This is a genomic window from Mesorhizobium sp. M1E.F.Ca.ET.045.02.1.1, assembly GCF_003952485.1.
In the GTDB taxonomy this organism is placed as follows: Bacteria; Pseudomonadota; Alphaproteobacteria; order Rhizobiales; family Rhizobiaceae; genus Mesorhizobium.
The window spans coordinates 429873-444507 of sequence record NZ_CP034447.1 but is presented as its reverse complement, the minus strand read 5'-3'; the positions used below and the strand labels follow the sequence as shown (position 1 = coordinate 444507).

Sequence of the window (14635 nt, the reverse complement as noted above, 5' to 3'; positions counted from 1 at the left end):
TTTCTTGAATCAGGTTGGTGTCCGCAGCCCGAGGTTGAACGGCGAATATTGATGGCCGCCGCAAAGCCGCTCGCTCGCTACGGCGCTATTGAGGAGCGCGCTCGCGAGCGGCTTCGCTAGCGCCGAGCTACACAACCTCTGGCGACGCGACCCTGCTAATCGTCCTTGGACCCATTCATTGTCCGGAGGCGCTATGGGTAGCGATGGGTGGGTACGTCAACTACCTGATGCCATAGTAGCGGTGCTTTCGCGGAAGCTTTAGAAACCATCCTGTTGCAGCACATTCTCCGAAGGCATCCGAATGGAGGGCAACGCAACCCAACAATATTCGATGAGGATCCCGGCATCACCAGACCAACCAAAGCTTCCTCCGGCATTCTGCTCTCAATGTTAGATGACGAACATCTACCGCAAACCACTAGCCATTAAACAGCTCTCTTCTTTGACGACCTATGTGCAGAGGACTCAATATGAACACCGACCCTTTCACGGCCCATGAGTCCAACGTTCGTCGCTATGGCCGGTCGTTTCCCGCGGTCTTTGCGAGGGCACTTGGGGCCACCATCTGGGACGAGTCCGGTAACGCATATATCGACTTCCTAGTTGGGTCCGGGGCGCTCAATTACGGGCACAACAATCCGGATATCATGGCGCCGGCGATTGAATATCTCGTCGGTGAGAACATTCTTCTGTCACTTGATATGCATACGGCGGCAAAGCGTGACTTCATTGAAGGGTTCGTCGATTGGATCCTGAAACCCAGAGGCCTTTCGTACAAGATTCAGTTTCCTGGGCCGACCGGCACGAACGCCAACGAAGCGGCTCTGGCGCTGGCGCGAAAATACACCGGCCGCTCGAGCGTCATGGCCTTTACGAATGCGTTCCACGGCATGTCGCTCGGCTCTCTAGCGGTGTCGGGCTCGGCCTCAACCAGGGAACTGGGAGGCGTTGCTCGCCACGATGTGATCCGTGTTCCCTATGACGGCTATCCGAGCCAAGCTTTCGATTCCGCCAGTTACATCGACTGCGTTTTGAGCGACCCGGGGAGCGGAATAGAAAAGCCGGCCGCAATCATTCTGGAGACCATCCAGGCAGAAGGCGGCATGAACGCCGCATCCGCAGCTTGGCTCACGGAAATTCAGCGCATTTGCCGTACTCACGGCATTGTTTTTATCGTCGACGATATTCAGGCGGGTGCGGGCCGAACTGGCGATTTCTTTTCATTCGAGTCCGCAAAAATCGAACCGGACATTGTGTGTCTTTCCAAGTCCCTAAGCGGTTCAGGTAGCCCGCTTTCCATCGTTCTGATTCGACCCGACTTGGACATATGGAAGCCCGGAGAACATAGCGGGACTTTCAGAGGCAACAATTTCGCCTTCGTGACGGCAGGAGCCATGTGCAAGATGTGGTCGGATAGGAAATTTACTGCAGGTGTCGAGCGGACAGCCGTCAGGCTGCAAACGCACCTCGATCGCCTGGTTGCGAAATTTCCCAGATACATCCAACAAAAGCGCGGGCGCGGCCTGATGGCCGGCCTGAAATGCCGTTCACCGGCACTTGTCGGCCGCGTGCACGATGTCGCATTCGAAAATGGCCTTCTTATCGAATCCTCGGGGCCAAATCGCGACGTTATCAAAGTCCTCCCGCCGATAACCATCACCGATGCCGAACTCGATCGTGGCATCACCATCCTTGATCACGCACTACAGGAGCAAGACAATGCCTAAGCAGATAACTCAAGTGCCAGCCATCTCCCCGGTTTCGATCAAAGAACGGACCGGGTCGATCAACACGGGGGAGATCATCTCGGTCCTGAAAGGTGAGCTCACCGCTCTGCACGTCAAGCAAGCTTTCAGCACCGAAGTAGCCGAGGAGATCACCACGAACTTTATTGGAAGCTCCGGTCTCAGAGAGCGTAGAGATGGTGTGCCCGGACAATATGTCGGCGCATCTCACTACAGGAAGGATGCAGCCACCTATTTCGCAGATGCGGAAGCTGCGCGACCTTACGTCGAGGCCCTTTTTAAGAATTTGGTTGACCCGGTCCGAGCAATATTCGGCGCGTTGAAGCGAGAGCTTCACAACCAGGGTATTGAATTGCGGCTCGCCCGTTCGGAACGCGGTCAGGCCAACGTCTGTCGCGCTCTCAGTTGGTCAGGCAGTGGCACGTTTTCCTTGGATCCCCACGACGACGTCGCTCAAGTCTTACGTGCTGGCGATGATTACGAGCTTTCTGCGGTGGCGCACAATACGGTCGCAGCGCTCAACCTCTATCCCAGCATGTCCGAGCACGGGGGCAATCTGAGGCTCTGGAGCCATAAGCCGACAGTTGCGGACCGAAAGTCGCAGGGTGTGGAGACCACTGGATATCCCTATTCGGCAGCCTATCTTGAGGCCGTCCCGTGCCGCGAGTTCCAGCTCAAGGCCGGGGATATCGCCCTAATCGATGGCGGCTTCGTTCACGGGGTTACCGGTCAATCAGGCGACGGAAAGCGTCGCCTGGTGCTGAATTGCTTTTTCGGGTTTGCGCGGCCGGATCTTGTTCTCTGGTGGACCTGATAGGCCGTGGATAGCGGCGACTGTTTTGTGCCGATAGTGAAGGCGTCACCTCCGTCATAGCGGGGAACCTTCAATGACAGACCCCTCCGGACGTTTTTCCATTCTTCCGGAGGGGGCGAACCTGACTTGTTGAGTTCAGTAAAATGGCTTGGCAGTGACTTTTGCGTCCGCCCAGCCCCGTGTTTGCCGGAGCGGCGGACTGTGGCGCCTGCTCAGGCAGCCAGCGCCCTCAGGTTCTCGTAGTGGCTGATCAACTCAATGTACCTGACGCGGAAGTGATATGGCGATCCAAAATTCTACCCATCCTATCGGCTCCGGCGGGGCGAGCATGTCGACTAGAGAACTTCTCGAGGCGGCCGCCGATGAAGTTTGGAGGCCGTACCTGTATCATCAGACCTTTGATGGCGTAGATGCGGCCCAGAATATCGCCGACGACGGACAACAGCCACGGGTTTATTCTAGCGACGCGCTTTGTTGCGGCACATTCGGCGAGTTGCTCCAAGGACAGTTGCCGGTCGGTTCCGTTCCCGGGGACCCTCACTTCTTGATCACAATGCCTATCGCGCTCTTTGCGCGAGCTCACTTCATGCCGATGGCAGGCACACAATCCGTAAGCGTTTATCCGTCACATAAAATCAAAGCGAAACGGCTGGCTGAGAATCTCGTGATTGCGCTCGGCGCCTCAGGAGGAATCCTCCTTTTGGAATCTGAGCTCCCTGAAGGCAAAGGACTCGCGAGTTCGTCGGCCGATCTTGTTGCGACTGCACGGTCAATCGCCTGCTGCTTTAAGCGTAGAATCCGGACACTGTTGATCGAAAAGCTAATGGCGGACATCGAGCCATCCGACGGGGTGATGTACCCGGGTGTGGTTGCATACCAACAGCGAGCATGTAACCTTCTCTCGTTCCTTGGCCAAATGCCGCCGCTTGCGATCGTTGGTATCGATGAAGGAGGGACGATCAAAACCGTCGATTATGATCAACGGCGAGGTGAAATCTCCGCCAGTCGAAGAGCAGAATATCAAGGACTCCTGGACCGCGCACGGATAGCAATTCCGCGGGGTGACGCGGCGACGATAGGCAAAATAGCCACTGCCAGCGCTCTCCTGCATCAGGAGCGGACTCCAAAGAAGCATCTGAACTCGATGTTGAAAGCATCGCAGGCCACCGACGCTCTCGGGGTGATAGTCGCGCACAGCGGCACCATGATTGGAATCCTGCTTGATCGAACCGCGGATGACTTTACACGAAAGATTCAGTCCGTGCTCGCACATGTGTCGCGATTCGACAACTCGCCAAGAATTTACCGGACCATGACTGGCTGCCGATGAGGTAAGAAATATGGACGCTGCTCGCAAACACCTTCTATTCTCCGGATATTCTGATGCGTATGCTCTTCCTAGAATTATTAGGTGCGGGACAAACCTTTATCTCGCGCAGTTCGCTTTCATGAAGCTTCTCCCTGCGAAGTACATTATCGAGAAAGCGGTGACTCGAGGGACGTTGACGCACGGCATGAAAGTTCTCGAGACCTCAAGCGGAACCTTCGCACTGGGGCTGGCCGTCATTTGCCGAGAACGTGGATTCCAGCTTGAGATCTTCACGGACCCGGTGATGGACAAAGGTCTCGAAAACAGGTTGAGCTCTCTAGGAGCCGAAGTCGTCATAGTAACTGAAAAGGCCCAGGATGGTGGTTACCAACGAAGCCGGCTGGACGCGTTACACGCTAAGATGAGACAGTTGGGCCATTCCTGTTTCTGGCCCCGTCAGTACGAAACACCGGACAACCCCGCAGCCTACAAGCTTTTTGCTGATCAACTATCGGGGATGCTGGACGCCGACATAACTTTGGTCGGTTCTGTGGGGTCTGGTGGCTCTACTTGCGGAACGATAGAGCGCCTTCGCCAAAAAGCCCCGGAGGCGCGCCTGATCGGAGTAGATACCTTCAATAGCGTCATTTTTGGCCAACCGGATGGCGACCGGAAACTGCGGGGCCTGGGGAACAGTCTTGTCCCCAAGAATGTGAAGCATGAACTGTATGACGACGTGCATCTCATTTCGGCTCCGCTCGCATTTGCTGCAACGCATACCCTCCATGAGCGGCACGCCGTTTTCGCCGGTCCGACCTCCGGGGCGAGCTACATCGTTGGGCGTTGGCACGCTCGGCAGTATCCAGGAGAAACCGTGGTCGTCATATGTGCAGATGAAGGCCACCGCTATGCCGAAGCTGTTTATGACCACGAGTGGCTCAAGCAGAATGGATGTCTGCATGAAGGTGCTCTTCTGGACGCTCCGTCCAGTGAAGAGCATCCCTCGACCGCTCTTCCGCCATGGAACCGATATCGTTGGAATCGGAAAAGCCGGGAAGCTGTCTTAAGCCTGCTGGAGGACGATTCTTGATGAACCGAGGTAGCTTCCTTTTCGTGGAAAGCAACACGACGGGCACCGGCGAACTATTAATGAAACGGGCCCGAGCTCTTGGCTTCGAACCATATCTCGTTACGCGTAATCCTGCGCGTTATCCGTTTCTGAAGGACTCGGTCGCTCACGTTGTCGAAGCTGAAACGCGTAGTCCGGACGAACTCATCGGGGTCGCCGCCAAGTTGGGAAGGCTGGCAGGAATATACTCGTCGTCGGATTATTTTGTGGAAGCAGCGTCAAGTGCTGCGACGGCCATCGGGCTACCAGCAGCCAATCCGAAGGCTATAGCTACCTGCCGGAACAAATGGAAGCAAGCGGCCGAGTTGCAGCGACAATCAATCACGATCCCTGAGACTCGACTGGCCACTTCCGTCCGAGACGTGGAGAAGATACTTGCCCAAGCCACTCTGCCGGTGGTGGTGAAGCCGGTCTCCGGTAGTGGTAGTAGTGGCGTGCGGTTGTGCGATACAGCGGCAGCCGCAATCAAGGCGTTTGAGAGTGCAAGGGGCGCGTTACTCGATCAGGTAGGTCTGTGCAGCCCTGATGTCCTCATCCAGAAATATATAAGGGGTAAGGAATACTCCGCAGAGATAATTGCGAACGATGGAACCCTGCATTGCCTTGGAATACTTGCAAAGCACAAGGGCCCGCCTCCCTGCTTCGTCGAGGTAGGGCACGACTTCCCGGCACCGCTCCCGGAGCGCTCCCTCCAGGAACTGGCCTGTTTTGCCGTGAGTGCGGTATCAGCGCTCGGCCTGGAGTTCGGACCGGCTCATGTAGAGTTCGTAATAGCGGAGCCAGGCCCGGTCATCATTGAGGTCAATCCCAGACTGGCTGGAGGAATGATTCCAGTCATGCTGTCGCACGCTTTGCGCACCTCAATCCTTGATATGGTCATTAATCTTTACGCGGGACAAGGGTTTACGCCTCCGCGGGCGGGCGGAAGAGCGGGAGCTATCCGTTTCCGCCTTGCTCACGAATCCGGGAAGCTCAAACGCCTGAGCTTTTCTCGAACTCCAGGGCCGACAGTGCCCGAAGCGGGGCTTCTGAAATATGGGGGGGAGGATGTTCAAATAAATGGCGATTTCAGAGACCGAGTAGCCTACGCCGTAGGCGTCGCTGATGAACTCGACGCCGCCGTTATAGCAGCTCAACAGATGATCGATTCCACGGTGATGGATATGGAAGAGGCTGCTGGCGAATCGGACAACAAGCAAGTCGCTGGGGCAAGCGAGGGCAGGTGGAACCTACATCCCGAAGCGATGAAGTTGCTCGCTCCGCCTATCGAAATCTCGCGTGACGGTCGCCTTCTGCGGCACCAGGCGACCATAGATGAAGCACATCTGGTGATGCTCGCGGATCAGGGCTTGATCAACCGGGAAGTCGCTGCCGATCTCTTGAAGCACATCTTTCACCTCCAGGACGAGGGCTTTCAGTCTTTGGAGGGACGCGATGCTCCGCGCGGCCTCTACCTTGCCTATGAGGCAGAACTTGCCGCCAGAGCTGGCCCGGAAAAGGCCGGCTGGCTGCACCTTGCAAGATCCCGCAACGACTTGAACGCGACCATCTCTCTGCTGGTCCTTCGGGAAGCTGGGTGTGCTATCTCCCAAGAAATAGGCATTGCACAAGATGCCCTGCTTCAGCGCGTGGAGGAAGCATCGAGATTTGTTGCTCCTTTGTACAGTCAGTACCAGATTGCAATCCCCGGATCGCCAGGGCACTACCTGCTCAGCGTTTTCTTCGCTCTGCGGCGCGAGCGCCAGCGGCTCCATTGCCTCCTGGAAGACATCAAGAACTGCCCTATGGGAGCTGGTGCCGGCGGAGGCACCAGCCTGCCTATCGACCCTTTGAAGACAGCAAATCTTCTGGGATTTGAATTGCCGTCATTCAACTCGCTTGATGCGGTTGCAAGCCGTGACCATCACCTACAAGGGCTTTCACTCTTCGCTAGCGTTGCAATTTTGCTCAGCCGTGTGGCCCAGGACCTGCAGCTTTGGACGACCAGGGAGTTCGCGCTCATTGACCTTCCTCATTATCTTGCTGGTGGCTCTTCCATGCTTCCCCAAAAGAAGAACCCATTTTTGCTTGAACACGTCAAGGGGTCGGCAAGCACAGCGATTGGGGCCTACGTTTCTGCGGCAACAGCCACCTGCAAATCGCCTTTCAGCAACTCGATCGAAACGAGCAACTACGGTTGCTCTCCATTAGCCCTTGCAGAAGATGCCCTTAAGAGGGCCATCACCCTCACATCACTCATTGTGAAATTCATGTCTTTCAACGTGCGGTCAATGCGTGAAAATCTGGAAGATGGCTCACCCATGACGGCAGTCGCCGCAGAACGGATGGCGTCGCGAGGCGTTCCTTTCAGGAAGGCCCACACACTAATTGGTGAGATCGCCCAACGCCTGTCTCTGGATAGCTCGGTTGCGGAGCGCCGAAGCGAGTTGGCAAGCCACCTCACTGGCGTGTTGCCGGAGAGTCTTGAAGAATGCAGGGATGCTCTGCAGTTCGGAGGAGGACCCGGACAACGATCAACCGATGATCAGCTTTCTGTAGCAAAGAAGATGTATGGCGAAATGCAGCTGAAATGCGCGGAAATACGGGAGCGTTGGGCGCACGCTGAGATACACCGCAAACAGAGGGTGAATGAGCTTATTGATGATCATCAGGCAACTTGAACGAGCGACATATGGACAGCGCTTAATCTTATAATAATCGGCAGATCAGTCCGCGGCTGGAGCGGCGCAGCGGCTGCAGCCTAGGCATTCCCCCATTGGACGAGCCACGACACGCTCCGGTCATTTGCAGTGACGGGGGTTGCCCTTTTTGGGTTTGTCAATAAAAAACTCGACGGAACTACAATCGGCCCGGCGACAACATCGACGTACGCATCCGGTGAAGACCGCAGACGTGCGTATCTGGTGGCCATGAGAACCTGAGCACCGGAGTGCTGGGGTCAAGCTTTCGATGGGGAGACGCGATGATATTCTTCGAGGAGGAGTTTGACCTCCTCGATGCCTTCATCGGTGAAGGCCAAGATCCCGTCGTCATCGTTGGCGCCGTACACCCAGATGACGCCGTCCTCGGGCTCCAGACCGAGGGTCAGTTCGTGGATGAGCGCTTCGCTGACGCCGAGGTCCCTGGCGACACGTTCGACGGTGTAGACGTGATGCACCTTATTGCGCTGCATGATCAGGCCGCCGCTGGTTGGGTCCGCAATTTTGCGGATCTCCAATTCCACGGCAGCAAATCATCGATCCGATGGGCCGGATAGGCGGGCAGTCGGGCGAGGACGTCGGCGAGCCAGGCCTGCGGGTCGATATCGTTCATCTTGGCGCTGACGATCAGAATGGCCGCGCGCTGTCCGCCGCGATCGGAACCGCAGAACAGCCAGGACTTTTCTTCCGAGAGCGAAGACTGATTCATTATGCACCTCATCTTCAAATGGCGGAAAACAGCGATTCCTGGTTGTCGTCGTGGATGCGACGCGGAGTATTGCGCGCCAAATCGGCCTTGATCCGTTCGTCTTCGAGGTCGCTGGCGCGGATCTGGTAGGGCGCGCCGCGCATGACTTGCTCGGCCGGCAAGAGGCCATCCCTGATGAACCGGCGGATTTTGACGTGCGACACGCCGAGCTTCGCGGCCGCATCCGACATGGTGAGCCACTCGCCATTCTTGTCGGAAGAGCGATAGCCGCTGATCTTGTGCACCGTGCGCAGCGATTGGACGCGACGCGCGGTCCAGGTCTTTCCCTGACCGGTCTGCATGCCCATGCGGTTGAGTGTGGCAGCGATTTCGGCATCCGACCACCGGGTTGCCATGGATCGCATGATCGCCAGAGCCTCCTCAGGCGTACGCTGGCCATGCTCTCCGGATTTGGGCTTGCGAACCCGTACCTGCGAGTGCTGGCCTCCGTGCCAGTGGATGGTCAAGATCACGTCGCGCGCATCGTCATCGACATCCGCCACGATATCCTTGATGAGCGCGCGCAGCAGTTGCTGACGACAGCGCATGTCGACACCCGGCGCATTCCAGGAGGCCTCGAGATCCTGGGCGAGGCCCGTGAAGTCCGGAACCGCGTCGACAGGCTCCACACGCTGGACTTCGCTCAGCTGGGCCTCGCAGGTCTCCACGCGCCTGAGTGTGGCTTCCCAACTCCTCTCGAGCTGGGCCGCAATAAGCCGGTTCTCCGGGTCGCAAGCGGCATAGCGGCGCTCGGCGAGCGATGCCTCATAGCGCGCCTGCTGCAGGTCCATCTCGATCATCTGCCGCCGCTTGGCTTCGCTCTCCAGCTGCATCCGTTCAGCCTCCAACGCCGCTTCGATCGCCATCGGCGCAACCGCCTCCAGCGCTTCGCGGGTCACCGCCGCGTCGGTGCGAAAGCCGTTGAACGACATGCATCGCGCCTGTGCCATCATGAGGTTGCCGCGCTCGCAGCGATATACCGGATAACCTTGGCCGCGTCCGGCATACATGACAACCAGTCTTCGCCCGCATCGACCACAGGAGATAAGACCCGGGAGCAGCGCGCGACCGCCGCGGCCCGACTTGACGCCGCCGGCTTTGCCGTAAGCGTTGGCTGCGAGCAGTTCCTGGTTCCGTTCGTACTCGCTCCATCCGATGTAGCCTTCGTGATGGTCCTTGAGCACCACCGCCCACTCGCTAGCCGGCTTGTAATGGCCATAGCTCTTGCGAACGCGGCCATCGACGATCTCAGTGCGCTTCTCGCTTTTACCATAGACATAGGCGCCGGCGTAGAATGGGTTCTTCAGGATCGAGATCACGTTGCGGTAACGGATCGGAACCCAGTCGAAGGACACCATCTTCTTGCCGTCGGAGGGTCTGGGGAAATGCACGCCATCGTCGATCATCGAGATCAGGACCTGGCGCGCGCTGCCGAGTTCGCGGAAGCGCGCGAATATCAGGTGAATGGTCTCCTGCAGGCGCATGTCGGGATCGAACCCGAGACCGTAATCGCGGTGCCAGACATAGCCGAAGGGCACGGAGATGCGCAGTTCTCCGCGCTGTGCCTTGGCGCGGGCGGCCTCGTACATGCGGGCACGCAGCACGCCGAGCTCGAATTCGCTGATGCTGCCCTTCATACCCAGCAGCAGGCGGTCGTTCGGCAATCCCGGATCGTAGACTCCGTCCAGATCGATCACGCGTGCATCGACTTCGCCGCACAACTCGAGCAGCCGATGCCAGTCCGGCCCGTTGCGCGACAGGCGGGACGCCTCCAGGCAAAGCACGGCGCCCACATGGCCGGTGCACAGATCGTCGACCAGGCGCTCGAAACCGGGACGCTCCACAGCCCCGCTTGCGGTTCGTCCCAGATCCTCGTCGATCACCTCTACTTTGCGGAATCCCCAACGCCGCGCGACGTCGACAAGCTCATACTGCCGACGCTGGCTCTCAAGGTTGAGCTGGACCTGCGCCTGAGTGGATTGACGCACATAGACGACGGCCTTGCGCTTGAGGACGGCAGTCGGAATCAGATTACCGCTCGTCATCGCAGCTCTCCTCCTCCGTTGCCACGCCGGCGGCGGCCCTCAGTACGTTGGCGAGCCGGGCGATCACTATGGTCCGTTGCGTTGAACTCAGCCCGTTCAGCTTCTGCGAGTCGAGCGGCAAGCTGAGTTGGCGAACGACCTCGAGAGATCGTGTCGGGGGTGGCAGGGTTCTCATGTTGCGACTCCGCGATGGTGAAACCATCCGGAGAGCCTCGCCGGAAACGGCGTTCGATCAAGAGCTTGTTAAGCTCAAGCAGCGCGGCAAGCGATACGCGCGGGGGGCCCAGGTCCATCGCCGCGCAAGCCACGGGATCGATCATCCAGGCCGGAGCGGTAATGACATGACCGGGCGCGACGACGAGGTGAATGATCCGGCCGTCGGCGCGCTCTTCGCTGTTCTCGCAGCGAAGCCGACGTCCGAAATACGGGTGCCAACGGTAATGGACCTCGACCTCCTGCCCAACATGGGCAGAATGACCCCGAGATGGCGATGCCGCGCAGGGCTAGCTCGGCTGCATTGTTGGATAGGCAGATCCGCCCATCGTCGAGGAACCGGGTGAAGGATGACCAGCGGCGCAGCATGTAGTTGAAGGCCTTGGTCAGGTCGTGCCCGCGCGAGAGCTTGTCGCGCGTCTCGATCATCCAGCGCTCGAGCTCGGTGACCAGCGGCGCGCTCCGCTCCTGGCGCACGGCGTGGCGTTGGGCCGGCAACAGGCCGTTGATCGCGCGCTCGATATCGAACAAGGCATCGATGCGCTTCACGGCTTCGACCGCCAGCGGATAGACCAGGTTGGGCTTCTCGCTGCGCGCCTTCTTGCGCGCCGCCGCTTCGACATCGGCCAGCTCAAACACTTTGCGCCGGCTGTGGGCCCAGCAGCTGGCCTCCAGAACAGGCGCCGGCTGACGACCCGTCGCATAGAGATCGCCGTAACCACCAAAGGCATCGGCCTGCAGAATGCCGTTCCAGCCGGCGAGATGCGCCGCGGGCTGTTCGCCTCGGCGATCGCGGGAATAGTAGAACACTGCCGCCGGCGGATCGGCGCCGCCGAACGGCCGGTCATCGCGCACATAGGTCCATAATCGACCGGTATCGGTCTTGCCCTTGGCCAGGACCGGCACCGTCGTGTCGTCGCCGTGCAGACGTGAAGCGGCCAGCACATGGGCTTCGAGCCGCTTGAACAGCGGCATCAGCGCCGCGGTGCCGGCGCCGACCTGGTCGGCGAGCGTCGACAGGCTGAGCGGCACGCCTTCGCGGGCATAGCGTTCGGCCTGGCGGTTGAGCGGCTGATGCTGGCCGAACTTCTCGAACAGGATCATCGCCAGCAGGCCGGGACCGGCCCAGCCGCGCGGGGTGGCGTGGAAGGGCGCCGGAGCCTGGCTGATCGTCTCGCAGTCGCGGCAGGTGAACTTCTCCCGCACGTGCTGGATCACCTTCCATTGCCGCGGCACCACCTCCAGCGTCGGTGATATCCTCACCCAGCTTGCGCAGCCGATGACCGCCGCAGCAATGGCAAGCGGTCGGCGCCGGCTCGACCACGATTCGCGCGGCAGATGCTCTGGAAATGGCTGGCGCGCCGGTCGTTTGCGCACATAAGGCGCCACCTCGGTGGTCCGGGCCGCGCCCTGTTCGGCGGCGATCTCGTCTTGCGTCGCGGTGCTCTCGAGTTCCTCGAAGGTGAGCTCCATCTGATCGTGCAGGCGGGCTGAGCGTTCAGAACTCTGACCATGCAGCGCCCGCTGCAGCTTGCGGATCGTCAGATCCTGATGTGCGATCAGCGCCGCATCATCCGATGCCTTGGCCCTGGCGACCGCCAGTTCGGCCTCGACCAGCGCAGCGCGCGCGGCCTCGTCTTCGGCTCTGGCCAGCGCCGCGGTCAGCGGTGCTCTCAGCGCGCCGATATCGTCCGGAACAGCATCCTGGGCGGTGGCAACCATGCCTTGGAGTGAATCATAAAACGCGTCCGCTGACTCGCGGAAAATGGCGCAAACTCAAAGAAAACTCAGCCCGCGCGCTGCGGGCGGAACGTGTGAACCGGGTTGCGCCAATCGATCCCGTCGAGCATGTAGGCGAGCTGCGCCGGCGATATGGAAACCGTGCCGTCCGCCGGCGACGGCCATAGAAACCGGCCCTTCTCGAGCCGTTTCGCATACAGCGACATGCCGAGCCCACGCCACCTTCGAGGTTGCGCGATGCGAACCCGCACCTTGGCGGATCGCATTTATTCGGCGCCGGCCGTAGACATATGCGCCGGCATAGGCCGGGTTGTGCAAAATATGATGGACGTCGGCGATGGTGGCGTCTCGCCACACCAGCTCATGGGGCGCCGGCCCGCGAATCGGCGCACCGGTACGCGTAGGTCGTGCGTGCGCAGGTAACGCATAACGCGTCGCGCGGTCTGAAGCTCTCTAAATTTGTCGAAGATCAGACGCAGCCGAGCCTGAACCTCTTCATCAGGGTTGAACACGATCTGGCCGGAGCGGTTGTAGGCCAAGCCACCTGGCAGCGGTATGCGAAGCTCGCCCCGCGCCGCCTTCTGCCGTCCCCCTTGATGCAGGCGGGTGCGGATCTGGTGCAACTCCGCTTCGCTCATGATCCCCGAGAGCCCTAACAGCAGCCGGTCTTGATAAGCGCAGGGACCGTAGAGACGTTCACCATCGGCGATGACAACGCCGAGCAATGAACACAACTCGAGGAGTTGATGCCAGTCCCGGTTGTTGCGCGCTGCATCGAGGCTGACCACCAGACCCGCGTTGCCGAGCCCGATCTCGGCCCCGATCTCGGCGATGAGCCATTGGAAGTCGCCGCGCTCGACTTGGCCGTTTCCTGGTTTTCCAAGATCCTCGTCGATGGCGACGACACGATCCGGCGGCCAGCCCAATCTGACGCGCGGTCCACCAAGCTGTGCTGAAGTTCGGTGCTTTCCTGATGGTGGCGCACCTAGTTTATCGAGGATTGGCGCACAACACGTAAGCGAAATTTGAACGCCGGACGGCCGCTCTCGGAATAACCAACATCAAACTGGTCCCTCGCGGCTGGCGCGTCCGGCGGCATCCGGCGGATCAGCGCGAGCATCTGCGCGACTTGGTGCTGAGATACCGGTGGGAGATTGTTCCAAAAGGCTGGGCGTATCTGGCTTGATCCGTACCAGTGGAACACTGGTCTCCGGTAGAGCCACCGCAATCCGATGCGCCAAAGCATGAGCACCATCGCAACTCGCCATTGAGTTATAAAGGTGATTCGCGCACAATACACTAAAGGAAGCAAAGTCCGAACGGGTATTAACTTTCCAGCCCGCTACGATGTTCACCATCATCATCGCTAGCAGGCGACAGATTCGTAACTGAGCGGCGGATATTGCGCGACCGTCCATCCGGAAGGCGGATGACAAAAAAGGCAGATCCGCGCACTGACCGAAGTGATGCCACCTCAAACTGCTGTCCACAGGGTGCGTGTCGACGGTCAACCACCGTGACATGAGATACCAACCGGATCAACAAGAGGGGCATCCTGCGCTGCTTGGGTCGCCACGACCTCATGCCAAGCGGAGACGGGCAACTGGCTGGTTACGATGGTGGAGCGGCGTCCATAGCGGTCCTCGAGGATTTCAAGGAGGTCATGAGGGGCCTGGCCGTCGAGGGGCTCAAGGCCCCAATCGTCAAGGATCAGCAATTGCACACTGCCGAGCTTGCGCAGCAGGCGTAGATAGCGACCATCCCCGCGCGCCGATGCCAGGGAGCAAACAGTCTGGGCACGCTCTGGTAAAGGACGGAGCGGTCATCGCGACAGGCCTTGTAGCCGAGCGCACAGGCGAGCCAACTCTTTCCGACGTCTGATGGCCCGCAGATCGCCGGATTGTCGGGGCGGAGGAACAGGAGCCGATCGAGTCCGCGCGCTGCGATAGTCAACATCCTCGGGAATGGTCTGGTGGCGCAGCTTTGCAAAGCGCAGGCGGGCAGCAAGGTTGCGATCGTACCGCCAGCTCCATTCCCGGTCGAGTAGCAGACTCAACCATTCGACATGAGAGAGTTGTTCGACCTCGGCATTGGCGGTGAGTTCGTCGAATGCCCTGGCTATGCCGGACAGGCCCATGGCGTTCAGGCGATCGAGGGTGGGGGGTGCAAGCATCCCTTTCTACTTCAGTCGTT

General features: G+C 59.3%; 10 protein-coding genes and 4 pseudogenes. 5 read left to right on the top strand and 9 right to left on the bottom strand.

The features are described 5' to 3' along the window. The first annotated feature begins 470 nt into the window (after positions 1-470). The 5 genes from ectB (at position 471) to EJ070_RS02025 (ending at position 7657) form a co-directional block, all read left to right on the top strand. Entirely contained in the window at positions 471-1727 is a 1257-nt protein-coding gene (gene ectB, locus EJ070_RS02045; RefSeq protein WP_126038077.1) for a diaminobutyrate--2-oxoglutarate transaminase, read from the top strand. Then, complete coding sequence (locus tag EJ070_RS02040; protein ID WP_126038081.1) at positions 1720-2559, top strand: hypothetical protein; 840 nt, start codon at positions 1720-1722, stop codon at positions 2557-2559. Before ectB ends, EJ070_RS02040 begins: the two co-directional genes overlap by 8 nt. A 280-nt stretch (positions 2560-2839) precedes the next feature. Beyond that, complete coding sequence (locus tag EJ070_RS02035; protein ID WP_126038084.1) at positions 2840-3889, top strand: hypothetical protein; 1050 nt, start codon at positions 2840-2842, stop codon at positions 3887-3889. 118 nt (positions 3890-4007) lie between these two features. Then, positions 4008-4958: a cysteine synthase family protein gene (locus EJ070_RS02030; RefSeq protein WP_245455126.1), complete on the top strand. Its 951-nt coding sequence runs from the start codon at positions 4008-4010 to the stop codon at positions 4956-4958. Next, positions 4958-7657, top strand: coding sequence for a lyase family protein (locus EJ070_RS02025; RefSeq protein ID WP_126038089.1), 2700 nt, complete (start codon positions 4958-4960; stop codon positions 7655-7657). The genes EJ070_RS02030 and EJ070_RS02025 overlap by 1 nt, the downstream gene beginning before the upstream one ends. Positions 7658-7935: 278 nt before the next feature. Here the strand turns inward: EJ070_RS02025 and EJ070_RS02020 are convergent, their stop codons facing one another. The 9 genes and pseudogenes from EJ070_RS02020 to EJ070_RS01990 all read right to left on the bottom strand — a co-directional run. Beyond that, a complete protein-coding gene (locus EJ070_RS02020) occupies positions 7936-8220 on the bottom strand; it encodes a hypothetical protein (RefSeq protein WP_348629315.1) in 285 nt (94 codons plus the stop codon). Then, positions 8172-8378, bottom strand: a pseudogene (locus tag EJ070_RS02015) (transposase domain-containing protein); the annotation flags it as partial. The gene EJ070_RS02020 and the pseudogene EJ070_RS02015, both read right to left, overlap by 49 nt. A gap of 41 nt (positions 8379-8419) precedes the next feature. Continuing rightward, a complete protein-coding gene (locus EJ070_RS02010; RefSeq protein ID WP_126038092.1) occupies positions 8420-10489 on the bottom strand; it encodes a recombinase family protein in 2070 nt (689 codons plus the stop codon). Then, the gene (locus EJ070_RS02005; protein WP_126038095.1) at positions 10476-10664 is read right to left on the bottom strand and encodes a hypothetical protein; all 189 of its coding nucleotides are present in this window, start codon (positions 10662-10664) and stop codon (positions 10476-10478) included. The genes EJ070_RS02010 and EJ070_RS02005 overlap by 14 nt, the downstream gene beginning before the upstream one ends. A 74-nt stretch (positions 10665-10738) precedes the next feature. Then, positions 10739-12424, bottom strand: coding sequence for an IS66 family transposase (locus EJ070_RS02000; RefSeq protein WP_245455127.1), 1686 nt, complete (start codon positions 12422-12424; stop codon positions 10739-10741). A gap of 65 nt (positions 12425-12489) precedes the next feature. Then, positions 12490-12648: an IS66 family insertion sequence element accessory protein TnpB gene (gene tnpB, locus EJ070_RS36100; protein ID WP_210211049.1), complete on the bottom strand. Its 159-nt coding sequence runs from the start codon at positions 12646-12648 to the stop codon at positions 12490-12492. A gap of 106 nt (positions 12649-12754) precedes the next feature. Further along, positions 12755-12826 (bottom strand): annotated as a pseudogene (locus tag EJ070_RS36860) (hypothetical protein); the annotation flags it as partial. A 239-nt stretch (positions 12827-13065) separates the two neighbouring features. Beyond that, positions 13066-13368: pseudogene (locus EJ070_RS36855) on the bottom strand (recombinase family protein); the annotation flags it as partial. Between the two features lie 647 nt (positions 13369-14015). Beyond that, positions 14016-14615: pseudogene (locus EJ070_RS01990) on the bottom strand (ATP-binding protein); the annotation flags it as partial. Between the last annotated feature and the right edge of the window lie 20 nt (positions 14616-14635).

Coding starts and splice junctions, on each gene's coding strand:
- EJ070_RS02005 (WP_126038095.1), bottom strand. CDS start 10,664: ATGAGAACCCTGCCACCCCCGACACGATCTCTCGAGGTCGTTCGCCAA.
- EJ070_RS02000 (WP_245455127.1), bottom strand. CDS start 12,424: ATGGTTGCCACCGCCCAGGATGCTGTTCCGGACGATATCGGCGCGCTG.
- ectB (WP_126038077.1), top strand. CDS start 471: ATGAACACCGACCCTTTCACGGCCCATGAGTCCAACGTTCGTCGCTAT.
- EJ070_RS02035 (WP_126038084.1), top strand. CDS start 2,840: ATGGCGATCCAAAATTCTACCCATCCTATCGGCTCCGGCGGGGCGAGC.
- tnpB (WP_210211049.1), bottom strand. CDS start 12,648: ATGTCGCTGTATGCGAAACGGCTCGAGAAGGGCCGGTTTCTATGGCCG.
- EJ070_RS02030 (WP_245455126.1), top strand. CDS start 4,008: ATGAAGCTTCTCCCTGCGAAGTACATTATCGAGAAAGCGGTGACTCGA.
- EJ070_RS02040 (WP_126038081.1), top strand. CDS start 1,720: ATGCCTAAGCAGATAACTCAAGTGCCAGCCATCTCCCCGGTTTCGATC.
- EJ070_RS02025 (WP_126038089.1), top strand. CDS start 4,958: ATGAACCGAGGTAGCTTCCTTTTCGTGGAAAGCAACACGACGGGCACC.
- EJ070_RS02010 (WP_126038092.1), bottom strand. CDS start 10,489: ATGACGAGCGGTAATCTGATTCCGACTGCCGTCCTCAAGCGCAAGGCC.